Raw genomic sequence first — 25,259 nt, 5'->3', positions numbered from 1 at the left:
TAAAAATCTTGCTATTTCTATTAGGAATCCAGGCATAAAAAGGCTTTAGGTCTGTGTATCTGTCGTATTCTTTTTTTAATTGGTATTATTAGGCAAATTTTGCATAAAAAGTCCAAAAAATAACAGAAACACAGCCTTGATGGAGTGTTTCCGTTAATAATTTTTATTTAGTTAGGGATAAGAGGGACTTGGGACTGCTTCCATGCCCAATGACGGCAGTTGCTTTAAGCCGGGAAACCCGTCCAACGCACTGCCTCCCCAATGCCCAATTAATTAACTTTGATCCAGTCGCAATACTGCCATAAATGCTTCTTGAGGAACATCTACCGTACCTACAGATTTCATCCGCTTCTTACCCTTTGCTTGCTTTTGCAAAAGTTTCTTCTTCCGGCTGATGTCACCACCGTAGCATTTGGCTAGTACATCTTTCCGCAAAGCGGGGATGTGTTCACTGGCGATGACTTTACTACCAATACTCGCTTGAATTGGTACTTTAAATTGATGGCGGGGAATCAGTTCTTTGAGCTTCTCAGCCATTGAGCGACCGACGTTGTAAGCTTTATCGCGATGTACAATCATTGCCAACGAATCCACCGGATCGCCATTGATCATAATATCCAGCTTCACCAAAGGATTTTCGCGATAACCAATCAGGTGATATTCCATGCTGGCATAACCACGCGATCGCGATTTCATTTGGTCAAAAAAGTCAGTGACGACTTCCGCCAAAGGCAACTCATAAGTTAAGGTTGTGCGCCCTTGGGTAAGATATTTCATATCCTTGAAAATCCCCCGGCGGTTTTGCGATAACTCCATCAACGTACCCACGTAGGTTTCAGGAGTAATCATTTCTACCTTAACGTAAGGCTCCTCAATCTTTTCGCGCTCGTTGGGAGAGGGTAAATGGCTAGGATTATCTATATACAGTTCCTCGCCCTTCAAAGTAGTTACTTTATAAACTACTGAAGGCGCTGTAATAATTAAATCTAAGTTATATTCCCTTTCTAAGCGTTCTTGCACGATTTCCATGTGCAGCAAACCTAAGAACCCACAACGGAAACCAAAACCCATAGCGCTAGAAGTTTCCGGTTCGTAATGTAGGGCTGCATCATTAAGTCTGAGCTTTTCTAGGGCTTCCCGCAAGTCTTCAAATTGGTCAGCATCAATGGGGAACATCCCACAAAAGACCATTGGATTGGCTTCTGTATAACCTGGTAAAGGTTCTGCAGCTTTAGCGTTAGACAGAGTAATGGTATCACCCACCCGGGCATCAGCTACAGCTTTAATAGCGGCGGCTAAATAACCTACTTCCCCGGCGTGCAGTTCATTAACTTGCTTTTGAGTGGGAGAAAGCACCCCTAACTCGTCAATTTCATATTCTTTATCAGAAGCCATCAAATAAACGCGATCGCCTTTTTTGAGGCTACCATCCATCACCCGGAAGTAAACAATTACACCCCGGTAGCTGTCATAGTAGCTATCAAAAATTAACGCCCGCAAGCGCTGATCTACAGTATTGGGAGCTGGTGGTACCCGTTCTACAATTGTTTCTAAAATCTCATTAATGCCAATACCTTCTTTAGCCGAGGCTAAAATCGCACCGCTACAATCTAAACCGATAATTTCTTCAATTTCGCTGATGACTCGTTCTGGTTCTGCACCAGGTAAGTCAATTTTATTCAACACCGGAATAATTTCCAGGTTATGTTCCAGAGCTAAATACACATTCGCCAAAGTTTGAGCTTCTACGCCTTGGGAAGCATCAACCACTAACAACGCCCCTTCACAAGCAGCAAGAGAGCGTGACACCTCATAGGAAAAATCCACGTGTCCTGGCGTATCAATCAAATTCAGCACATACTGCTGACCATCTTTAGCAGTGTAATTCATCCGGGCAGCTTGCAGCTTAATGGTAATGCCGCGCTCCCGTTCCAAATCCATATTGTCGAGAAACTGCTCCTTCATCTGCCGATCTTCAACAGTACCAGTGGCTTGGAGTAAGCGATCGGCAAGGGTGGATTTCCCGTGGTCGATGTGAGCAATAATACAAAAATTGCGAATGCGAACTGCGGGAACGTCAGTCATATACTATTTTTGCTGAAAAAGCAACCAAGGTAGAGAGAGCAAATTACTGAATGTATTTTAATGCTTTCTTAGGCAACGACGCTGCATATCGGGCGAGACAACCATCATTAGCCAAAGAAATCTTTGTTTATTGTTATTTGTCATTGGTCATTGGTCATTTGTCAAGAGAGACGCGATGAATCGCGTCTGTACAATAATCAAGATAAATTCTTTCCTCCCATTCCCCATTTCCCATTCCCCATTCCCCATTCCCCATTCCCATTTTCCCTTCGGCCGATGGTATTGATCAACCAGAAGCGTACAATAAAGATGTATAAGTACATAGTGTGAAGAGCGTGGTAATTCCCGGCGTAATTGCCCGTAAATTATTGATTTACTGACACAAAAGCAATAGAGCTACTGTTTGGTATCTTCTATGAAAATTGCCACTTGCGAGGAGAAGCTGTTACTTTGGTACAATTTCGGGGAACTATGTAACTATAATTTTTTTCATTTGTCAGTAAACTGAATCCGAAATTTATAAGAGTACTGCTTTAAAAAGCTTTTGACACAACAATTTCCGAGTATATAAACCTATGAATATGAAAGAAAAAGCTACGGATGCGGACAACAGACAAGCCGATAAGGTAGAAATAGCTGTTCGCCTAGACTCCGAGTTAGTAGAGCAAATTCAGCATCTAACCAATGACCCCAGCAAAGTGATTGAAGTGGCCATTCGGCAATGGTTACGGGGTGATATTCCCAGAGATGATGAATTAACACGTACTCCACTACGCGCTCCTATTCCACCCCGAGGCGAATGGAATGACTAAATTCATAAATAAACTGTAAATAAAAAATCAAAAGAATGTAAAGTTTGCCACTTTGGCTGACAAAATATCCAAAACACTCAACCAAAGGCTCAAAAGCTGTAATAATTTATGCCAAACTTTAAGCAGCTTTAGTAATAATGTTGTCGGCTGCTAATCGTATATCCAACTCGATAATGACTATTACTGCCCATTCGCAATTGCCACACTTATTCTCCCAGAATCGAAACTCTATTAATCATCAGACCGACTATATGCCACCAACTCTAGGAGCTGAGTTGGTATTTACACAAGATGGGTCAGGACGTTACCTGACTTTTTATTGGCAGCATAGTGAAATTCTCGGGTTAAATCCTGAGCAAATAGTTGATGAGTTTAATGAGGAAGCCAACTTTGTCCCAGTGGATAATGTGGCTTATTTGGAACGGTTACACCGAATTTTGACAAATTTGGTGCCCGAAAGATTGCAATGCTGGTTTAGTTACGGGCAAGAATTATTTGAGTTGGAGTTGGTAATCTCTCCGATTATGCCGCAATTGGGTAAAGCGGCTACCACAGTTTTGGTGATGGGACGCTTACTGCAAGCGAAAGTCAATCTTAAGAAAGTAGATGTAATTGCCAAAAAACCTACACAGATAGAGTTGGCTGTTCGCTCACAGCAGCATCAAAAACTGGTAAACCGAATTACTAAAAATATTCGCCGCAACCTTGATATAGACATTATTTGGCAACAAACAGTTGATAGTTTAGGAAAAGTACTGCGGCTAGAGCGTTGTATTATTTGCCCTTACCAGCCTTCTAGCCAAAAAGTACGGGTAATAGCAGAGTATCATCAGCCCCAGTGCAAATCTCTGTTGGGTTCAGATATAAATTTAGCCGCTGAACCTGCTTTTGCTCAGGCTTTGGCTACCTTAGAACCCGTAGTAGTGCAAGCACCAGGGTCTAGTCTATGTCCTAACCAAAAAATTTTAGTGGTAGCGACATCCTATCAAGACCAAGCAAATAGCTTGGTGGCGTTGAATTTACGAGATGAATGCTACCCGCTAACAGATGCAGAAATTGAGCTCGCCAAAGAGGTAGCGGATCAGTTAGGGACTGCGATCGCTCATGCTACTTTGTACAAAGAATTGGAAGTGGCGCGACAAAAAGCCGAAGATGCTTCCCGCCTCAAGAGTGAGTTTCTAGCTAACGTCTCCCACGAAATCCGTACTCCCCTGAATGGGATGATTGGATTTTTAAAGCTGATTTTGGAAGGGATGGCAGATGATCCAGAAGAACAAAACCAGTTTTTACAAGAAGCGCATCAATTATCCATCCACCTGCTTAATATCATCAATGATATTTTGGATATAGCCAAAATTGAAGCAGGCAAAATGGAGCTTGATTGTACTCCTGTACAATTGGCTGAGTTATTTAGTGATGTAGAAAATTTCATGCGTCCCCAAGCCGAGATGAGAAACCTCAGCTTTCAGATGCAATTGCCTAATACTTCTGATGAAATAGTTGTTCAAGGTAACTATCAAAGATTGTTACAAGTAATGCTCAATTTGGTAGGTAATGCCATTAAATTTACTCAAGAAGGTGGTATTACTATCAGTGCTGATATTGTGATTAAAAAGGCTAAATTCCTAGAACAGCAATATCCTGGCATGGTGAAAGTTCGCGTAGCAGATACAGGTATTGGTGTTTCTTTAGACAAGCAAGATAAACTATTTCAATTATTTTCTCAAGTTGATGGTTCCCGTACTCGTCAGTATGGGGGAACTGGTTTAGGACTAGCTATATCCCAAAAGCTGGTAGAAGCGATGGGCGGAGAAGTGAATTTTTACAGCTTAGGTGAAGGCTTGGGTTCGACAGTCACATTCACTGTACCTTTGTATCAGCAACCAGTCATTGTTTCCTGTGGTGATGATTGTCTGGGGAAATAGGGACTGGGGACTGGGAAAAGGGGACTGGGAAAAGGGGACTGGGGACTGGGGACTGGGAAAAGGGGACTGGGAAAAGGGGAAGGGTGAAAGGAGCGACCTGAGCAAATCTCTTCAGCTTAGGAAGTATTTTTGGATTATCAAAATATTGCTCAAGTACTTACCAGAGGTAGTAGCCTGGTTGAATTTGCTGTTTTTTGACTCAGCACTGTTTAGGTGCGATCGCACTTTTGCGTTTACGCAATAATAGAATGAGAAACAAGGGAAATAAAGGGAACTAAGTAGCGCAACTAATCATCAATACCCTATATTCCATCACTCGTCAGCAATAATTCTCATGAGCAGATAGACTTTCTTGTTACCATGTTCATCGCTCACACAGATGCTATTTTAAATTTAGAAGATTCAAGCAGTCAGCGTTGGGTAGTAGAAATTAATAAAAATAACAAAAAATTAATATGAAAATAAAAGTTAACTATTCACCAACAGCAGATGAAGTTAACGAACTTGATCTAGCATTAGCAACTGCAGCAACAGGAGAATGTATGATTGGTCGTTCTCCTGATTCTTATTTGGTATTAAATAGCCCTGATGTGAGTAGGGTACATGGTAAGTTTTTTGCTCATAATGGTAATTACTACTTCTGTGATCTGGGAAGTAGAAATGGCTCAGTTGTTAACGGCAAACTAGCTCAAAAAAATGTGCCAGTACAGTTAAAGGATAAAGATATTATCCGCATTGGTGATTACGTGATGACTGTGGAAGATATTATTCCTAAGCCTCAACAATTGCCAGCAACTGTATTTAAAACTATCGATCCATCACTGTTGGCTGGCTGGCGAGTCAATGACAATATTAGCAATATTAATATTGCTAATCCAGCAAAAGTAAATAGCAAAGTTGCACATAACTTAAGTTCTGAATCGGCTGTAGAATTTAGTAACGATAAAAGCGAATTAGAAACTTCAGAACTAGAATCGGAAATCAATGCACTAGAAAACATCATTGAAAATTCACTAGCAGCAAATGAATTTTCTGCCTCTTTTAGTGATGTAAATACTGATGCTGCTCAATCAGTGAGCGAAGAAATCACCTTTGTGCAACTACAAGGTTTAATGTCTCCATTACCAGAGATAGGAAATGAAATTTCCGCAGAGGTAGATGATGTTGATGTAGCTGCACCATTTCTCGAAGAAATTACCTTTGTGCAGCCACAAGATTTAAATGACTCGGTTCCAGAGACAGCCAGCGAAATTTCTGCAGAGATCAAAGGAGATGCAGAGATTCCGCGAGAATTGACAATTGTACAACCACGCGCTCAAGTTGAGCCACCAGCAGCAACCTTGAATGAAGTTGTCGCGGATATTGATGACGACTTTTTCGATTTGGAAATACCAATTCTGCAAGACTTTACTGATGTACAGCAGCGCGCTCAAGTTGAGCCACCAGCAGCAACCTTGAATGAAGTTGTCGCTGATAATGATGATGATTTTTTCGATTTAGAAATGCCAATTCTGCAAGACTTTACCGATGTACAACCGCGCGATAAATTCCGACAACCAGCAGAAATGGTGAGTGAACTTCCTCCAGAAATTGCAGATTTAGATATAGATTGGGATGCAGAAATTCCGCGAGAGTTAACAATTGTGCAACCGCGTCATCTATCCCATCAACCACAAAATATCATCATTGAAGTTCCACCGCATATCAGTGATGAAGTTATTGAGGAAGATTTTAAAGTCAATATTGATGGTGTAGCAGCTCCAAAATTTGTGGATGGCTTTACCCCAGAGTTTAGCAATGAAGAAGCTATATTCTCAGACGAGATGCTGATTGAGTCCAAAGCTTTATTTTGCCAAGTACCGGAACCTATCAACAATCAAACTGAAGATATTAAAGCTGATGATGCAGGAGTAGTTAATGAAGAGGCTTTTCTGACAGAAGTATCGGAAGCAACTAGCGAATTGAGCGAATCAGATGCTCTATCTGCTCTATTAAATGAAGAACTTGAAGATGATTTTAGCCCAGAATTAACGCTGTTAACATCTGAGTCAATTAATCAACTTTTTGCTGAAATTTATGATTCCTCAGAGGCAGAATCTAGTGAAATTTATGAGGAAGTAACTGTCATTCAAACTCAGCTAGAAATTACTCAGAAAAATATAGTGCTTTTAGCTCATGAAAACAAAAAAGCTGAATTAGCTGAATTTGTGCAACAGCATCAAGAGTTTTTTTCACATCATCATACTATTGCTTGGCAATCGATTAGCGAAGTCTTGCATGAACAAGCAGGTATCACTATTAGTCACCAAATTCCAGCCACCACTTCTAATGGATATCAAGCAATTAATACATTAGTTAACTCTGGTGATATCTCAGCAGTTATTTTCTTGAGAGATTTCCTCATACCGCAGACTAGTCAAGCAAATGAAGAAGCACTATTGAGGAGCTGCAATATTAACAAAGTTTTACTAGCAACTAATATACCAACAGCAGAGGCCCTGGTTTTTTATCTGAAAAGCTTAAAGCAATAATAATATGTAAAATATCCAGTGATTATAGCGTAAGTACTCATTGATTGAGAATTGCTGCTTGATTTACGCTATGGCAGATTTGTCTGTTTTTATGCCTCAAATTTTGGCAAAATCAACAATGTAATTCTGATGGCTAAACTGCTGCGCGGAATTTGAAATTCAAGCAAGTATACAGCGTTAGCGTTTTGTTGATTTTAAACGGTTGGTTTATTGACGCGGTGCTGTACTAGAGTCTACTAATTATTTACTTTAGTACCACAGATTGAGGAACAAGATTTTGAGTTTCCGGTTGAGTAAACCAGAATTTTAGGTTAGAACCTTCCACTACCACTTCACCTTCTGGTGTTTGGATATAAAGTTTACCTTGATGCAGTTTGACAATATTATTAGTTGTGACGGTGGGTGATGATACCAGGGATGCAATAAATGGATTGCTCTCGCAAGCTACATAATCATTTTGCTGTTTATCTTGCGCTACACACATTGATTGATTGTCAGTAACTTTGGCAATTTGTGGAGAGTTATTTTCTTTGACTACTTTACTTGTTTGAATTACAGTTGCAAGTTCTGGTTCTTCTTGGATATACATGAGCCAGAGAACGCGATCGCAGTTATCAACTACAATCTCATCAGTAGGGGTTTTGATAAATATGCTTTCTCTGCTAAATGCTAAATCTACAATTTTCTGCCAATTATTATTATTCAATACTAATAAGTTTAATTGCTCACAATTGTTCACTTTGTGATGACTGTGAGAACGCCACAACTTCCATAAATCTACAGCTTCTGTATAATGCATTTTATAGCATTTGGGTAAGGGATAATATTCATATTGTAATAACCCACTACCACTTTTAATGGTGGGCATAAATCTATTATCAAGCAATATTTGATTGATAAATTCCCAATGATGAGATTCTTGTCTTACCTGAAAAACTCTAGTTTCATCTGCTAAGTTTGTGGTGGCGATAAAGAAGCCATTTTTAGTTAATAATTGAATGGTTTCTCCGATAGATTCGATGCGGAAGTTTTGGCTAAATCCCAGTTTAATTTTACCTTGGATATATTGCTCGATTAAAATTTGGTCATTGATTAAATTCATGGTTTTCATTATCTTTACACCCTTGGCGATGATTAGTGTTTTGATAGAAGTTTTGGTTAGGTACTGGGTTACTCAAAAATCCAAATACTGAGACTCGGTATTTTGAAGGTAGCTCCCAGTGTTCCTAAATACATCTTCAATAGCCAAGCTATAAATCCGGATACGAAAATGAGAACAAAACAAACAAGTTATACAGTAATTACACGTATAAAATAGTTAAAGCTTTGATATTGAAATCAAAAGTTTTTATCTGAATTGGATTTGCTCATCTCAAATTCACAATTAACAAATTTTACTAGTAGAATATGCTTAGTATACGTATATGCCAAATGTGTGAATAAGATGCGTTGTATACTAGTATTAATTGTGTTAAGAAAAATTAAGATTTAATTTTTTTAGATCTTTAATGAAAAAAATTAGAAACTGTGATTTTCTTCCCTCTGAGGTTCCAATACTTGTCGGTTAAAAAAAGAGGGAAAAGGGAAAGAAAAAACCTTTAACCTTTTCCCCTTAAGCAATTTTGGGTTCCCTGATTAATTGCTACAGGTTGCTGTAAAACTGGTTGTTAGCATTTTTGACTTTAGATACCCAACCTTCGTAAGACTGCAAAATTTTTCTGTAGGGAACTGTGGTGTCAGATACGACTTCAAATAAGGATGGTAAGAAGCGTTGGGGAAATAGTTGGTGCAGAATTTGTGACAGACGTTGTCTGAGGATAAATTCCAAAAATAGTCCCTTAGTAGCAGGGAAGGCGTTTTCGCTTAGTTCTGCTAATGCATGAGCATCTGGTTGGCGGCGAATACTGAAATTTTCGATTGCTGCTGCTAAATTGTCGGTATATTCGTCTAAAAGATTATCGAACACAACAACATCTTCCAGCGCCGAACTACAACCTTGACCAAGAGCGGGGCTAACAGCATGAGCTGCGTCTCCCATTAATACCACACTGTCATCATAGTGATAACGGTTACAGCGAATTGTGATTACTTGGGAAATGGGGCGATTGAGGAAAGCTTCTGCTTCTGATTGTGGTATCAACTGAGCAAATTCGGGGAAATTCTGGCGGAAGAATTGCTGTACTTCTTCTGTGGTAGTCAGACTTGTTATTTGATTTTTCTGTTGGGGAAAATAGATAACACCACTAATGCTGCCGTCAGGTTGATTGAGTAGTATGATGTTGCTGCCATCATCAATTCTCCATGTGTGAATTTTACCGGGTTGCAGGTTAATTGTGGGATTGGTGATATAGATGGATTTGTACTCGTTGCGGTAGGATTGCTTTTGGCATTCAAACAATTCTGTTGTACAAAGATGATCTCTAACTGCAGAATTTGCCCCATCAGCACCAACTAATAAGTCATAATCAGCAGTAAATTTTTCGGCGGTATCTCTTTCAAAAGTGACTTGTTTGGCGGCCAAATCTACCTGGGTACATTGGCTGTTGAAATGAATATTTAATCGGCTGTTATCATATTTTTCTACTAATTGATTTAATAACGCGATCGCTAAATTTGTGCGATCAAGAGTAAATAGAGGTTTCTTTCTGGTGATTGTTTGTGTCTTGCCATTGGGTTGATGTAGGATAGACCCCGTAGTGGGTAAACTCATGGCTTTGACTGTTTCCACAAGTCCGGGAATTTTCTGCAACGCGGCTATTCCCCGATTTCCTAAAGCGATGGGAAAAGTTCGGGATTTGGCAAATGGCACAGTTCGCGGATCGCTGCGGCGTTCGTAAATTTCGATTTTGTATTGTTCGCCACGACGCAGTAAATAATGTGCTAGGAGAAGTCCGCTAGGGCCAGCACCCACGATCGCTAATTTCTTAACCATAGATTAAATCAAAAAACTCTCAAAAGTTTATAGGACAATACAGGTCAAATAAGATCATTAATGATTGATTTGTTAGTTGTGGAAACAGCTAGCTCAATTGGGGGATTCTCCCCCAAACCCCCGATTGGGTGAAGTTTGTGGGGAAGGTTTCCTTCCACAAAACTTCGGACGGTTGCGTCCCCCAAACCCCCTCCAAAATGATTGTTCGGTTTTTTGTTGAGTAACTAGTACCGCAAGGCGGAATTCAAAATTCAAAATTCAAAATTCAAAATTAAGACAGAGTAAGCGGTTGGTTGATTTTGTAGACGCAAAGCGGCTTCCCGTAGGGTATGGTCTATTTATTTACGCCTTGCGGTACTAGGTTTTTAGTTTTGTGATCAATTAATTTTCTTAACTGAACTGTATTGGTTTATAGGAATTATTTTCCCACCATCACATAATATTTAGCGGGTCAACATCTATAGTCAAACTTACAGAAGCAGGGCAAAGCGATCGCACTTGTTCCCAGTCTGGTAAATTTGGTAAATCATCTGGCGCAAATTTAATCAGGATTTGCCAGCGATAACGATTAGCTACTCGTAAAATGCTGGCTGGTGCTGGCCCTAAAATTTCAAATCCGTCTTCTGTTCCTAATGCTGTGGCGATGATCTGAGCCGTATTTTGCACTTGAATGGGATCTAAACTGCTCAAGCGTAATAAAATTAACCTGCCGTAGGGAGGGTAATTTAGTGCTTGTCTTTGTTCCAGTTCGGCAGCCGAAAAAGAGTGATAATCGTGATGTTTAACGGACTCAATTACTTCATGTTCTGTGTTGTAAGTTTGGATAATTACTCTACCAGGATCGTCACCCCTCCCTGCACGTCCGGCGACTTGGGTTAAGGTTTGAAATGCTCGTTCGCTGGCACGATAATCTGAGAGATGTAATAATCCATCAGCCGCGACAACACCCACCAATGTCACCTGTGGTAAATCCAAACCTTTGGTAAGCATTTGTGTCCCAACTAATAGATGTGCTTCACCATTCGCAAACTGAGTGAGGAGGGTACGATGTGCGCCTTTGTTGCGGGTGGTGTCGCTATCAAAGCGAATATATTTCAGTTGGGGAAACTGGCGTGATAATTCTTGCGCCACGCGCTGAGTACCACTACCAAAAAATTTTAGGTAAGGGGAAGCGCAATCGGGGCAGAATTGGGGATGCGATCGCGCATAATTGCAATAATGACAGCGCAAAAGTTGCGGCGCGCCGTCTTCGGTGTGGTGATAGGCTAGGGATACGTCACAGTGGGGACATTCCAACACATAGCCACAACTGCGACAAGAGACAAAAGTACTGTGTCCCCGGCGATGGATAAATAATATTCCCTGTTGTTGTTTTTCTTGCAGTTCGTTTAAAGCTGCTTGTAGGGATCTACTAAATATAGAACGATTTCCCGCCTGTAATTCTTGCCGCATATCTACTATTTCTATGGGCGGTAAGGGGCGAGAGTTGATGCGTTCCGGGAGGCTTAAGTAGTGAGTGCTGAATTCATTGTTTGTGAAATTTACCCAGCTTTCTAGGGAAGGTGTTGCAGAACCTAAGACTAAGGGACAATTTTCGATTTCGGCGCGCCATTGAGCAACGGTGCGCGCATGGTAGGTGGGGATGGGAGTATCTTGTTTAAAGCTGCTGTCGTGTTCTTCATCTAGGATGATTAAACCCAAGTTGGGTAGGGGCGCAAAAATGGCGCTGCGTGTACCAATTACTACTTGTGGTTCGCCTGTGAGCATTTGCCGCCACGTATCGTAGCGTTCTCCATCCGAGAGGGCGCTGTGATAGACGCTAACTTTGTTACCAAAGCGGGCACGGAAGCGATCCGTTAGCTGGGGTGTGAGTCCAATTTCCGGGACTAAAACTAACGCTGATTTACCTTGTTGTAATAAAGGTGCGATCGCTTGCAGGTAAACTTCGGTTTTACCAGAACCTGTAACCCCATGCAACAACACTTGAGCATATCCATCGATTGCTTGAATTCTATCTAAAGCATGAGATTGATCTGCTGTTAAAGATTTAGCGCGATCGCCTGTGATTTCTGGGCCTGTTTCTGCGCGTAAAACTTCTCTTTCTTCTATAGTGATGTAGCCTTTATTTGCTAACGTCTTTAAGATAGAAGTAGTAGTATGACAAATTTGCAATAATTCACTTTGCCATAATTCACCGCCACGTTTTCGTAGTACTTCTACAATTTCTCGTTGGCGCGCGGTTAAATCTATATCTATGGTGGCAATAAGTGTAACAGCTTTCTGTAATTTTGGTCGCGTTAATCTAGGAGGTTCTAAATAACTTTCTACTAAACCAAATCGCCTTAACTCCCGCACGCCTCGATAAGCAGATTTCACTTTTTGTTGCAGATAAGCAAAGCTATAGTCTCCTGCTGGTTGAGCTTGTAAAAGTTGTAAAATTTGCTGGGCAGATGAACTGAGGAAGGTAGTATTGGGAGAAATATTAGGAGTTATTACATCATGACTCTGATCCGTTATTTTTTCACTCTGCTTGACTAAAGAAGTTAAGCGAATCCGACGCTGCGATCGCCCTAATAAACCTGGTGGTAAAGCTACCCTAATCGCTTGAATTAGAGGTGTATAATAATACGTTGCGACTCGATTTAATAATTCCCAATAACCACTAGGAAAAAAACCTGCACTCACAACATCTTCAACATCGCGGATTTTCTCTAGTGGTATATCAGTATTTGGTTGTGATAATAAACGGATGGCAATCCCTCCCATTTGTTGTGTGCCGAAGGGTACAGTTAAAATATCACCTGGTTTGATTTCTAACTGTTCGGGTAAACGATATGTAAATAACCCTAAGTTTCCTGGACAGTCTACCAGGACTTCAACCCAGCGATTTACATTTGTTTTTGACTGATAGGATAATCCCGGCTCATTAACTACCAAATGGGATAAATTTACGCCATCAATATACATATGTTGTGTGTTAATAGATAGATTTTTCTATGCCTTTAATCTAGTTTGGCAAAAGTTAACTTCTACCAAAAAAATTAACTTTTTGATTTTGTAGGCATAAACTGTAAATCGCAATACTTTTATCCCGCATAAGACTTGGTAAGTTTCCTCTTATGTAATTCACTTGCCTATTTCACCTCAACTATAGATGCCATAAATATTTGCTACTGCCTACAGCCAAAATAAGCGTTTCATCTGCAATTTTCTAAACAGTAGTTATATCTACTAAAGAGGGTATCGAATTTTCACCCTATTGATAGATATTAGCTCGTTTATATATATGAGATGCTTTTATACAAATCAAACACAAAATTTCTGCATTAAAAATTGCTAATTTTGTATCGCCCACAAAATTTGTCAACAAGTTAAAACTCAGCCGTAAAATTTACATTTTGGCAATGACTCCCAACCTTATAAAAATAACTGTAAAATTACATAAAAATTTAAGAATTGGGAATGCCAAGCTGCAAAATTTATATGAGTTCAGGTTGAGAAAGTTTGAGGGCATTTGACATATTTGGTGATCGAGAAAAGAATGAGGAATATATGGTTGGGGGAGCTGAGGAGAAAGTTGGTGGGTGCATAGGCCAGTATTTGTGATGATATCTATCTAGCAGGAACTAAAGAATGACAGCTAGACAATGATTCTAACTTCTAATGAGAAATTAGCATAAACTTGCGTTTTGCTACCGGACGTGTGCATTTGTCCCTTAGGGAAACTACCAAGCCTCAAGCAAGCAGCTGTCACTGAAATATGTACCAAACAAAGCAACAATCCCTAAAGGAAAGTTATGAATATTGCTCAATTGGGAACAATGGAACTACTGGAGAATGCTGCTGAAAATGAAGAACAATCATTTGAAATTTTAGAAGCAGTGGCAGAAGAAGATTCCCCAATTCCAGAACCACTGGAATCAGAGGAACGCGATGGCGATGAGATGGCGGCAGCCCGCCCTTCGGGATACAATAAAACCGAGCATGATGATGCTGTGGGCGCATTTTTTAAGGAAATGGCGCGCTATCCCTTGCTAAAAGCCGAAGAAGAGGTGGAATTAGCAAATAGGGTCAGATTTTTAGAAGAATTTCGCCAAAAACAAGAAGAATTATACTCCAATTTAGGACAACAACCGACCAAAGCACAAATAGCTGCCGAGTTCGATATGACAGAAAAGCAGCTAGAAAGTCGCTTATATCAAGGTAGAGTAGCGAAACGCAAAATGATTCGCTCAAACCTGCGGTTAGTCGTCTCCATTGCTAAACGATATCTTAATCGCGGAGTGCCTTTTCTAGATTTAATCCAAGAAGGCGCAATGGGTTTAAACCGCGCTACAGAAAAATTTGATCCAGATAAAGGATATAAATTTTCCACATACGCCTACTGGTGGATTAGACAAGCGATTACTAGAGCGATCGCTAATGATGCACGCACAATCCGCTTACCAATCCATATAGTTGAAAAACTTAATAAACTCAAAAAAGCACAACGCGAACTCAAACAAAAATTATCGCGCAATCCTTCCGAAGCAGAAATGGCAGAAGCTTTGGAAATGAATGTGCAGCAACTACGCCAATTACAACAGCTGCGGCGACAAGCACTTTCCCTCAACCACCGTGTAGGTAAAGAAGAAGACACGGAATTGATGGACTTGCTAGAAGATGAAGATAACCAATCTCCAGAAGCAAAAATGAACGAAAACATGATGCGTCAGGAGATTTGGGAAGTTTTGGGTGATGTTTTAACCCCCAGAGAAAAGGACGTAATTTCTCTGCGTTACGGCTTAACAACCAGCGAACCCTGCACTTTAGAAGAAGTTGGCAATATGTTCAACCTCTCCCGCGAACGAGTGCGCCAAATTCAAAGTAAAGCGATGCGAAAATTACGCCGTCCACATATAGCCAAGCGGTTGAAAGGCTGGTTAATCTAGGGGTTAAAGGTCAAGGGTCAAGGGTCAAGGGTTAAAGGTCAAGGGTTAAGGGTCAAGGGTCATTTGTACCATTACCCATTACCCATTACCCATTACCCATTCCCCAATCCCCATTACCCCTTATCCCCAGAGGGGGCCCCGAGTTCCCCAATCCCCAGCCCCCCATTAGCTATAGACTATGGACTATCTCTATAGACTATGGACTAATGACCTTGGGTAACAATTTAACTTTGCGTTTTGCCGAACCTGCTGATTGCGATGTTTTATTTGGCTTAATTCAGCAGCTAGCTGATTATGAAAAACTTTCTCATGCTGTAACTGGCAATGCGATCGCATTGCAAGAGCATTTATTTGGCTCTCCCAAATTTGTGGAGGCAATTTTAGCAGAATATGCAGGGCAAGCTGTAGGTTTTGCCCTATTTTTTTACAATTATTCAACATTCTTGACTAAACCAGGTATCTATTTAGAAGACTTGTTTGTTGTCCCTGAATATCGCCGTCAAGGAATAGGTAAAGCGCTGTTATCTAAATTAGCCCAAATAGCTATTGAACAAAATTGTGGCAGGTTAGAATGGAGCGTTTTGGATTGGAATGAACCTGCACAAAAATTTTATCGCAGTATGGGGGCTGATATTTTAGAAGATTGGCGAATTTGTCGCGTTACTGAACAATCAATGGCACAATTAGCGGCAAGATACAATATCTCATAAAGGTAAAATAATGGAGAAAAAATTAACAATTCTTCACTATTTTGACAATAATTTGTATCAGCAGTTAATTAACAAAAAAAACTGGAAACGTAAGCCAGCTAAGGCTTATAGCGAAGTATGACAGCCTGTCTATTGACGGAAGATCTTTGCTCATCTGAAAATATGAAGGAAATAGCGCCGAATACGCTTTGGTTGTAGAGGAAACACGAAATGAAGAAGTTTTTTTCAATAGTACTGTTAGGCATAGCAATCTTCACTTTTGCCTTCAGTAAGCCAGCTTTAGCAGCAGATAGTGCTAGTGGAGCCAAGGTATTTAGTGCTAATTGTGCTTCTTGTCATGCAGGTGGAAAAAATTTGGTTCAAGCCAATAAAAACTTGCAGAAAGATGCTTTAGAAAAATACGGTATGTACTCCGCTGATGCCATTATCGCCCAAGTGACAAATGGTAAAAATGCTATGCCTGCTTTCAAAGGACGTTTAAAGCCTAACCAAATTGAAGACGTAGCTGCTTACGTACTTGAAAGTGCAGATAAAGGCTGGAAATAAAGTTAAGTATTAACTCAACTCTAGAGGTAGACTGACAGCTAAAGTTGGAAGTGTAAAGTCTGATGTATGGAATTATTACACCTATAGGGGAATAGGATGATCATCACGGAAAAACTTGATTTTTTCGCCTAATATTCTATTCAGCTTGTAATAATTTTCACTTCATCTTGCATCTTTTAGTTGACTAAATTCGTTCATTAGCGGGGCTTTTTGTCCCGCTTAATTGTAGCAATACCAAAATTATTCAAATAATTAGTAATTTATACAGCAGAGAATAAAAGATTGAGGTACAGATTATTTCAGGAGGGCAAAAAAAATGTGCAAGACCCTTGTACTTCATTGACCTGGAAAATGCTGTAATTCGTAATTAATATATAGCAATCCTATTTCAATTGTAAAAAATATCGGTTTTGGCTGTTGACTGTTGACTGTCAACGCTTAACAGTTAACAACCCTTCAGATCAGATTTCACAAATCATTTAGGATTGCTATAAGGACTGATATTTGATTGTTGAAATCAGCATGACGCAGCTTTATCAAAGGTTGTGGTGTGTTACTGCTTACGCCTAAAACACGCTACAAAAAGGGTAATAGGGTTTGGTTAAGAATTTTTCGTCATGATTTTGGGGTTGTGGAGACGCGATGAATCGCGTCTCTACAAGATTTAAACGTCAATCGATTAATTACGAATTACGAATTAGTAATTATTTACTCAAATGTATTGCTTATGATTTATTTTTGGCGATTACTTTTCAGTACGATCGCAGTTTTGGCTTTCACTTTTTTGACTCATACGGCTAACGCTTCAGCTCTAAATCATACTCCAACTACTGCGCGGGAATTTTTGCAGATGGGTGTAGATAAAATTAGCCACAGTCATTACGAAGAAGCGATCGCGGATTTCAATCAAGCAATTCAACTGCAAAACAATTTGGGGGAAGCTTATAGCGATCGCTGTCTTGCTTATCTTCAGATCCAAGAATACCAGCAAGCGATCGCAGATTGTACCCAAGCCATAAATCTTTCACCAGAAAATCCTGAGGCTTATATTAATCGCGGGTTAGCAAACTACAGACAACAAAATTATCCCGCTGCGATTGCCGATTATCAAAGAGCGATCGCACTTAAACCGGCTGATTTTCGAGCTTACTATAATATTGCTCTCGCCTATGCAGCCACAGATAAGTATTTAGAAGCGATAGTTGATTATAATTTAGCCCTCAGCCAAATTCCCCCCTCCGCAAATTTACTCCTTGCAGATATATACAATGACAGAGGTTTGGCGCGGTTACAATTGCTTGATTATGAAGGCGCTATGGGCGATTTTAGTAAAGCAATTCAACTCGATGGTAACGATTACAGAGCCTACTTTAACCGAGGTTGTGCTTGCGGTAAAAAAGGAGATAACTTTGGCGCATTGCGTGATTTTTCCAAAGTCATCCGCCTTAATCCTAGTAATGGTATGGCTTATGTTAACCGTGGAGTAGCCCGCTATCAACTGGGATATTATCAAGGAGCGATCGCTGATTTACAAAAAGCATCAGAGTTCTTTGGTTACACAGGCGAAAAGCCAGCCTATGAAAAGGCTGTAAAAATACTCCAGACAATGCAAAAGCAAATACCCGCCGCCTCGGAGTTTGTTTAATGAGGGGATGGGGGAGATGAGGGGGATGAGGGAGATGAGGGGGATGAGGGAGATGAGGGGGATGAGGGAGATGAGGGAGATGAGGGGGACAAATGACAAATGACAAACACCCATTACCCATTACCCATTACCCATTACCCATTACCCATTCCCCATTACCCATTCCCCAGTCCCCAGTCCCCAATCCCCAGTCCCCAATCCCTAAACCACAGCCGCCAACTCAGCTTTAACTGAACTGTAAGCCCAGTCTAGCCAAGGAAGCAGTGCTTCAATATCTGCGGTTTCTACTGTTGCACCTCCCCAAATTCGCAATCCTGGAGGTGCTGCACGGTAAGCGCCGATATCATAAGCGACTTTCTCCTTTTCTAGGAGTTTGGCTAATTGAGTAGCACATTTTGCTTGTGCTTCTGGACTTTGGCTAGTGAACCAAGAATCAGTTATTTTCAAGCAAATGGAAGTACAAGAGCGAATTTCTGGGGTTTCTGCCAAAAAGCCTGCCCAATCGCTTTTCTCAACCCATTTGGCGATCGCGCTTAAGTTAGCTTGACTACGTTTAATTAAACCAGGTAGTCCGCCAATACTTTCTGCCCAAATTAAACCATCTAGAGCATCTTCTACACACAACATTGATGGGGTGTTGATGGTATCTCCTTGGAAAATACCTTCAATCAGCTTCCCTTTTTGGGACATCCGGAAGAGTTTAGGTAAAGGCCAAGCTGGGTTATAAGTTTCCAGGCGTTCTACAGCGCGGGGTGAAAGTACAATCACACCATGCTGTGCTTCACCACCTAATACTTTTTGCCAGGAATAAGTTACTACATCCAATTTATTCCAGGGTATATCCATCGCAAATACGGCAGATGTTGCATCACAAATAGTCAAACCTTCGCGGTTATCTGGAATCCAATCACCATTTGGCACTCTTACACCAGAGGTTGTGCCATTCCACAAAAACACGACATCATGGCTAAAATCAACAGAGCTTAAATCTGGCAAACTACCATAAGGTGCTTTAATCAAGCGGGTATCAGGTAACTGTAATTCATCGGTGACATCTTTTACCCATTCCTGACCAAAGCTTTCCCACGCCAGGATATCAAGAGGTTTGTGTCCTAAAAGTGACCACAAAGCCATCTCTACTGCACCTGTATCAGAAGCGGGAACGATACCCAAGCGGTAATCAGCCGGAACACCGAGGATTTGCTTAGAACGTTCAATGACTGCAGCTAATTTCGCTTTACCATCTTTAGAACGGTGAGAACGACCTACACAGGCGTTTTCTAGTTGCGAAACAGACCAACCGGGACGCTTAGAACAGGGGCCAGAGGAGAAGAAAGGATTGCTAGGCTTGGTTGTAGGAGGAGAAACAGCTTGGGACATAAGTGCACTCAAAGACAATTACTTATTGAGGGACATCGCAATACTACACGGTTAAGGGGAAAAGGTTAAAGGTTAAGGGTTAAAGGTTTTTTCTTTCCCATTCCCCATTCCCCACGGTTAAGGGGAAAAGGTTAAAGGTTAAGGGTTAAAGGTTTTCCCATTCCCCATTCCCCATTCCCCATTCCCCATTCCCCCTTCCCCATTCCCCCCTTCCCCATTACCCATTACCCATTACCCATTACCCATTCCCCATTCCCCATTCCCCATTCCCCCTTCCCCATTCCCCATTCCCCCTTCCCCATTCCCCCTTCCCCATTCCCCATTCCCCATTCCCCTTTTCCCAGTCCCCATTACCCCTTATCCCCAGAGGGGGCCCCGAGTTCCCCAATCCCCAATCCCTAAACCTGTTGAAACCTACGAAAAATAGGTAACTGAATAGTAAAAGTCGCACCCTGACCTTCACCGGGACTAGTAGCGCTGATTGTGCCTCCATGTAGTTCTACAATGTGGCGAGAGATTGCCAGTCCTAATCCCAAACCAACTGTGTTGTGACTGTTGGATTCTTGGCAATAACGCTCAAAGATATGAGGCAAAAATTCAGCACTAATACCGCGTCCAGTATCGCTGACAGTAATTTGAATTTCTGTTTTGGTTTGCTCAACCTTGATTTCTATTTGCCCGGCGTTGGGAGTAAATTTAATGGCGTTAGACAGCAAATTTCCCAACACTTGTTGGAATCTTTGAGGATCGCCACATATCTCAGTAATATATTGGGGTAGTACAGAATTGAGGCTGATATTTTTTGCTACAGCTGAGGGATGAGCAGTGGTGATAGCTGACTCTATAATGCTAATTAAATCAACTGTACCAATTTGAAGTTCCAGCGTCCCACGGATAACGCGGGAGATATCTAGCAAATCTTCAATTAATCTAGCTTGAGATGTCGCACCTCTTTCGATCGCATCTAAGGCGCGGCTAGTTGTAACTGCATCCAGATTGCCGCTTTGTAAAAGTTTTGTCCAGCCGAGAATGCTATTCACAGGAGAGCGCAAATCATGGGAAATGATAGCAATAAATTCATCTTTGGCTTGGCTAGCGGCTTCTGCTTCCATCCGCGCTGCTTGTTCTAGCTCTAGTAAGCGAGTTCGTTCTGCTTCAATCTGTTTTCGGTCTTCAATATCTGTACAAGTGCCAAACCATTTAATTACTTGTCCCTGCTCATTTTTCAGGGGAATTGCTCGCACTAAATGCCAGCGATAGCTACTATCAATCCCTCTGCGATAGCGATATTCTGCCTGATATAGTGAGCCTGTTTGTAAAGCACTCGTCCAAATGGCGTAAGCACGTTGTAAATCGTCAGGATGTAATGCTGCTTGCCAACCCAGCTGTTGTGTTTGTTCTGTGGTTAACCCTGTATATGCAAACCATTGCTGATTATTGTATTCTTGTTGACCGTCAGCATCAGTAGTCCAAACCATTTGGGGAATAGCATCGGCTAGCTGGCGGAAATGAGCTTCATTGTCTTTGAGGGTTTGTTCGAGGTGTTTGCGGTTACTAATATCTTCAATCATCGCTAGCCCACACAAGACTGTGCCATTCGGTTGCCAAAGTAAGGTAACTGTGAGTGCAGTCCAAATAATTTCCCCATTTTGCTGAAAATAGCGTTTCTCTAGGCTGTAGCTAGAAATTTTTCGCTGGAAGAGTTGCTCTGTTAAATTTACATCTTTGGTAATATCGTCTGGATGGGTAATGTCTAGAAAATTTAACTTTTGTAGTTCTTCTTGGGAATAGCCCAGCATTTGACATAGGGCTTGGTTAACTTCTACAAAACGATAGTTTAAATCGACAGTTGCCATACCAATTGGCGCTTCTTGGAAAACCCGGCGGAATCTCAGCTCACTTGCTTGTAATTTTGCAGCCAGCATTCGATATTGCTGTTCGGCTAACTCAGCTTGCTGTCGTGCTGCTTGTTCCTCTAGCAGTAATTTATGATGATGAATTTCTGCTTGTTTGCGTTCTGTAATATCTCGCCAAGAGGCGACAAAGCCATCTTGCCACTTGCTAATGTGAATATCAAAGGCTTTGGTTAACTCCTGCTGTCCATCAACATCGGTGTAAATTAAGGATTCCTTACGTAGCGGATTGCCTGTTTGTACTACTTGGCAATAATCTTCAAATAGTCCAGATGGGCGATTGGCTGGTAAAGTTTCACACAACTTCTGCCCAATTTGCTCTACTGCAGTCATCTGAATAGCTTCACAAGCTGCTGCATTAACATACTCAATGCGAAAATCCACAATTTTCCCAGATGCATCGCGAATGGCAGAGTAAATGCCAAAGCAATCGAGCATATTTTCGGTAGAAGTGCAGAATTGCTCTTGGCTGTAGTGGAGTTGCTGGCGGAGTTGGGTGTTCTCGATGACACACCGCATTGCTAATTGCAGACTGTCTGATGTTGTCTTTTCTTTGACTAAATAGTCTTGGGCACCATTTTTCAATGCCTGCACTGCTACTGTTTCATTGCCATGCCCTGTCACCATAATTACAGGTGGGGGATTGGTGAGAGACTGCTTTAATTCTGCTAAAAATTCCAATCCATCCAGGTCTGGTAACAAAAAGTCAAGTAAGATGGCATCTGGCTGAATCTTTTGGCATAAAGCTAGTGCTGGCTCACCTAACTCTTCTTCTAGGATGGTATAGCTGTGTAGGCGATCGCTCGCTAAATAGCGACGATATATTTCCCGGTCTTCAGGGCAGTCATCAACAATCAAAACAGTATGCTGGAGCATAGTTACGCCTTACTTAACCCATCTCAGGAAGTACAACAATATCCAACCAATATTTGATGAATGTCTGAACCGTCTCGGTGAGACGATCTATCTCTAGGGGCTTAACAATATAACTACTAATAGAGTAAGAGTAACAAATTTCTATATCTTTAGGATTAGAAGAGGTTGTCATTATGACAACAGGAATTTTCTTTAACACTTCATCCTGTTTAATTTCTTGCAAGACTTCCCGCCCATCAGTTCCTGGTAAATTCAAATCCAGCAAAATCACTGCAGGGCGAGGGGCGATATCCGGGTTGCAATAAGATCCGGTTTGATAGAGAAAATCTAAGGCTTGATCGCCCGTGATACAGCGATATATGGGATTGACTACACCTTCTCGCTGCAACAATCGCTGAAAAGTGCTAAAGTCTTCATCGCTGTCTTCAACTACTAGCAACGGTTGAGTAGCGTTTCCTACCATTTGCTTATTTGACCTCCTGCAATGTGAAATAGAACGTACTTCCTTCCCCATAAGTGGATTCAACCCAAATCTTACCACCATGCCTTTCGACAACTTTTTTCGCGATGGTTAGCCCTGCACCCGTACCACCGCCATATTGCGTAGGGCCATGTAGCCGTTTAAAGATGCGGAAAATTGATTCAAAGTGGCGATCGCGAATGCCAATGCCGTTGTCGCGCACGTAGAGGGTAATTGGCTCTAGATAGCCGATTTCTACCCAAATTTCTGGCTTGTCGTTATATTTAATACCGTTAGCAATGAGATTGGTAAAGATAGCGCTAACCTGGACGCGATCGCACATAATTGTTGGCAAAGGACGCGGAATCCGAATTGTTGCCCCTGTTTCTTGAATTCTGGCACTCAGCACATCTATAACTCGCTGCACTAAATCGTTTAAGTCTGTAGGCTGAATACCTAGTTCTACTCGCCCTAAGCGAGAGAAGTGCAACAGCGAATCGATTAAATTTTCCATGCGCTGTGTGAGTCTAATCAGCGTCCTCAGCCTTCCTATGCCTTCGTCATCTAATCTATTGCCGTAGTCTTCGATCAGAAAACTGGAGTAATGATGAATACCACGCAGTGGTTCCTTCAAATCATGGGAGGCAATATAAGCAAAGGCATCTAATTCATCGTTGCTGCGCTGCAGTTCTACATTCATCTTTGCCAGTTCATCGGCTTTCCGCAACACCACACCCACAATCGCACTCCGAAAATTCCATACAGCTTCTATTTCATAGCTTTCCCAGGGTAGAGATTGTCGCTGCACTATTTCTTTCCACAAATCAAAGGATTTGCGGGGTGACAGCCGTAAACTGCCATCATCTGCTAGTTCTACAGGCTTATGAGGATTTCCTGCCCAATCTACAGTTTGCAATGCCTCTGGGCGGAACCAAAGTAAATAACTTTTTTGGCTTTTAGAAATTGACAGCGCCATTAACCCACTAGCAACATCTTTCCACTCGCTAGCCTCTGGCAGCAACTCAGACAGGCAATTTGTATGAAAAACCTCTTCTTGGGTATGCTGACTCAGCCAGTTAATTAATTGCTCAATTTCTCGATGCTGTGGCGTTCTCCCCAAGGTTTGGTACTCGCCGTTAATACAAACAGCCGCGCCTGTAGCATTTACTAAATCTAGTAAATTGGGTTCTTGGCCGATCAACCCGTCAACAAAATTGTTCGCCGCCGCCATGTATTCCACTAGCTTGGACTGTACAGCTTTTAACTGCATCTTATATTCAGTGTTCTCGCTGTCTTCTTTTGCGGCTAGTTCTAGAGAAGTCATTTGCCCCAGAAATTCGCAAGCGCTACGGATTTCATAGGGTACATACTTGGGCGATTCGTGGTGACAAGCAATCAATCCCCAGAGTTTTTGATTTTTGAGGAGTGAAATTGACATTGATGCTTTCACTCCCATATTGTGCAAATATTCAATGTGTAACGGCGAAACGCTGCGGAGTACCGAGTGACTTAAATCTGTGGGTTGGTTAGTTACGGGGTTGTGGTGGGGGAGCAAAGCTACTGGTTGATAGTCCACATCCGGAATTAGCCGTAACCAGTTGTCTCTGTAGAGTTGTCTTGCTTGTTTGGGAATGTCGGAAGCCGGATAGCGCAAACTCAGGTAAGGGCTAAGATGTGCTGATTTGTCCTCGGCAATGACTGTACCATGCCAATTTTCATCAAAGCGGTAGATCATGACGCGATCAAAACCGTTCATTTGGCGCACGTGTTTGACGATGATCTGGCATAATTCATCTAAAGTACTGGCATTTTGAACTTTAGATAATGCGGCTTTCACTAAATGGTAAAAATTGAAGAATGTATAGTTCTTTTGATGTAGTACAGGTTCTAATTCCAGTATCAGCAGACGATCTGAGCGATGAATAATCCCATCAAAAGCCCGCGCATTTTCCCCCACAGCAATTGTCAGTTCGATGGGGTTAACGAGTGTTAAATCTTCTTGAGCTAAACAATTGCGGAAAAAATCTATTTGCTGTGCATCTAGCAAGCGGCTGAGGGGTTGATTGATGAACTCAGTCGCAGCAACACCTAATATTTCATCGGTATTTCGGCTCACCTGCACAATAGTGAGTTCCGGTTCCGTCAACGCCAATAGCATCCCATGCGGCTGAATTGAGCCAGGGATGTGAATTGGTTCGCGATCGCAATTCGTCAAGTCCACCTCAAAAGGTGCGATCGCAGCATTTTCTGGAGAATTTTCAGGACTTAAGCTCACAATAAAATTGTTATAAATTAACTGCAACAATTAAAACCTTAATATTTTTAAAAATTTTATTTTCTCTTCAACATCTACCTTCAGATATAAATTAAATTAATAAGTCAAAAAAGACATAAAATATAGTACCTTTCTCTCATTAAAATAACATTTTGTCTGAAAATATTGGAGCATAAAACCAAAATATTAAATTCTCAATATCTCAAATAAATAGAACATAAAAGTTTTTACATAGAAC

16 protein-coding genes and 1 pseudogene are annotated in these 25,259 nt (G+C 41.3%); 9 read left to right on the top strand and 8 right to left on the bottom strand.

The features are described 5' to 3' along the window. Positions 1-273: 273 nt before the first annotated feature. Positions 274-2,085 (bottom strand): translation elongation factor 4, encoded by a 1,812-nt coding sequence (gene lepA, locus HG267_RS21275; protein WP_045867880.1) that lies wholly within the window; start codon positions 2,083-2,085, stop codon positions 274-276. Between the two features lie 575 nt (positions 2,086-2,660). Between lepA and HG267_RS21270 the strand changes: the two genes are divergently transcribed. From HG267_RS21270 to HG267_RS21260, 3 genes are all read left to right on the top strand, one after another. After that, positions 2,661-2,897, top strand: coding sequence for a hypothetical protein (locus HG267_RS21270; RefSeq protein ID WP_045867879.1), 237 nt, complete (start codon positions 2,661-2,663; stop codon positions 2,895-2,897). A gap of 173 nt (positions 2,898-3,070) precedes the next feature. Next, complete coding sequence (locus tag HG267_RS21265; protein ID WP_045867878.1) at positions 3,071-4,822, top strand: sensor histidine kinase; 1,752 nt, start codon at positions 3,071-3,073, stop codon at positions 4,820-4,822. Between the two features lie 455 nt (positions 4,823-5,277). Then, complete coding sequence (locus HG267_RS21260; RefSeq protein ID WP_045867876.1) at positions 5,278-7,353, top strand: FHA domain-containing protein; 2,076 nt, start codon at positions 5,278-5,280, stop codon at positions 7,351-7,353. Positions 7,354-7,597: 244 nt separating this feature from the next. Here the strand turns inward: HG267_RS21260 and HG267_RS21255 are convergent, their stop codons facing one another. The 3 genes from HG267_RS21255 to priA all read right to left on the bottom strand — a co-directional run bounded on the left by HG267_RS21255 (position 7,598) and on the right by priA (position 13,252). Continuing rightward, a complete protein-coding gene (locus tag HG267_RS21255; protein ID WP_045867875.1) occupies positions 7,598-8,464 on the bottom strand; it encodes a hypothetical protein in 867 nt (288 codons plus the stop codon). Positions 8,465-8,995: 531 nt separating this feature from the next. Further along, the gene (locus tag HG267_RS21250) at positions 8,996-10,285 is read right to left on the bottom strand and encodes an FAD-dependent oxidoreductase (protein ID WP_045867874.1); all 1,290 of its coding nucleotides are present in this window, start codon (positions 10,283-10,285) and stop codon (positions 8,996-8,998) included. Positions 10,286-10,717: 432 nt separating this feature from the next. Next, positions 10,718-13,252: a primosomal protein N' gene (gene priA / locus HG267_RS21245; protein ID WP_045867873.1), complete on the bottom strand. Its 2,535-nt coding sequence runs from the start codon at positions 13,250-13,252 to the stop codon at positions 10,718-10,720. A 793-nt stretch (positions 13,253-14,045) separates the two neighbouring features. Here priA and HG267_RS21240 point away from each other — a divergent pair. The 6 genes and pseudogenes from HG267_RS21240 to HG267_RS21215 all read left to right on the top strand — a co-directional run bounded on the left by HG267_RS21240 (position 14,046) and on the right by HG267_RS21215 (position 18,347). Next, a pseudogene (locus HG267_RS21240) lies at positions 14,046-15,216 on the top strand (RpoD/SigA family RNA polymerase sigma factor). Between the two features lie 206 nt (positions 15,217-15,422). Then, positions 15,423-15,926, top strand: coding sequence for a GNAT family N-acetyltransferase (locus tag HG267_RS21235; RefSeq protein WP_194007969.1), 504 nt, complete (start codon positions 15,423-15,425; stop codon positions 15,924-15,926). Positions 15,927-16,136: 210 nt separating this feature from the next. Next, positions 16,137-16,472: a cytochrome c6 PetJ gene (petJ, locus tag HG267_RS21230; RefSeq protein WP_045867870.1), complete on the top strand. Its 336-nt coding sequence runs from the start codon at positions 16,137-16,139 to the stop codon at positions 16,470-16,472. 642 nt (positions 16,473-17,114) lie between these two features. Next, entirely contained in the window at positions 17,115-17,273 is a 159-nt protein-coding gene (locus HG267_RS21225) for a hypothetical protein (RefSeq protein WP_168160915.1), read from the top strand. 49 nt (positions 17,274-17,322) lie between these two features. Next, positions 17,323-18,117, top strand: a complete 795-nt coding sequence (locus HG267_RS21220) for a tetratricopeptide repeat protein (protein ID WP_309227800.1) — start codon at positions 17,323-17,325, stop codon at positions 18,115-18,117. 92 nt (positions 18,118-18,209) lie between these two features. Continuing rightward, positions 18,210-18,347: a hypothetical protein gene (locus tag HG267_RS21215; protein ID WP_168160914.1), complete on the top strand. Its 138-nt coding sequence runs from the start codon at positions 18,210-18,212 to the stop codon at positions 18,345-18,347. Here HG267_RS21215 and HG267_RS21210 read toward each other — a convergent pair. The 4 genes from HG267_RS21210 to HG267_RS21195 form a co-directional block, all read right to left on the bottom strand. Beyond that, the gene (locus HG267_RS21210; protein ID WP_045867868.1) at positions 18,319-19,497 is read right to left on the bottom strand and encodes a phosphoserine transaminase; all 1,179 of its coding nucleotides are present in this window, start codon (positions 19,495-19,497) and stop codon (positions 18,319-18,321) included. The two genes, HG267_RS21215 and HG267_RS21210, sit on opposite strands and share 29 nt — an antisense overlap. 398 nt (positions 19,498-19,895) lie before the next feature. Continuing rightward, positions 19,896-22,286 carry a PAS domain S-box protein gene (locus HG267_RS21205; RefSeq protein ID WP_045867867.1) on the bottom strand — a complete coding sequence of 797 codons (2,391 nt, stop codon included), beginning with the start codon at positions 22,284-22,286 and terminating at the stop codon, positions 19,896-19,898. A gap of 13 nt (positions 22,287-22,299) precedes the next feature. Continuing rightward, on the bottom strand, positions 22,300-22,749 hold the full coding sequence (locus HG267_RS21200) for a response regulator (RefSeq protein WP_045867866.1): 450 nt from the start codon (positions 22,747-22,749) through the stop codon (positions 22,300-22,302). 4 nt (positions 22,750-22,753) lie between these two features. Next, positions 22,754-25,021, bottom strand: a complete 2,268-nt coding sequence (locus HG267_RS21195) for an ATP-binding protein (RefSeq protein ID WP_235623002.1) — start codon at positions 25,019-25,021, stop codon at positions 22,754-22,756. Between the last annotated feature and the right edge of the window lie 238 nt (positions 25,022-25,259).

The organism is Tolypothrix sp. PCC 7601, assembly GCF_025677855.1.
GTDB lineage: Bacteria > Cyanobacteriota > Cyanobacteriia > Cyanobacteriales > Nostocaceae > Aulosira > Aulosira diplosiphon.
The sequence above is the reverse complement of the archived record's forward strand: the minus strand, read 5'-3'. Positions and strand labels throughout refer to the sequence as shown.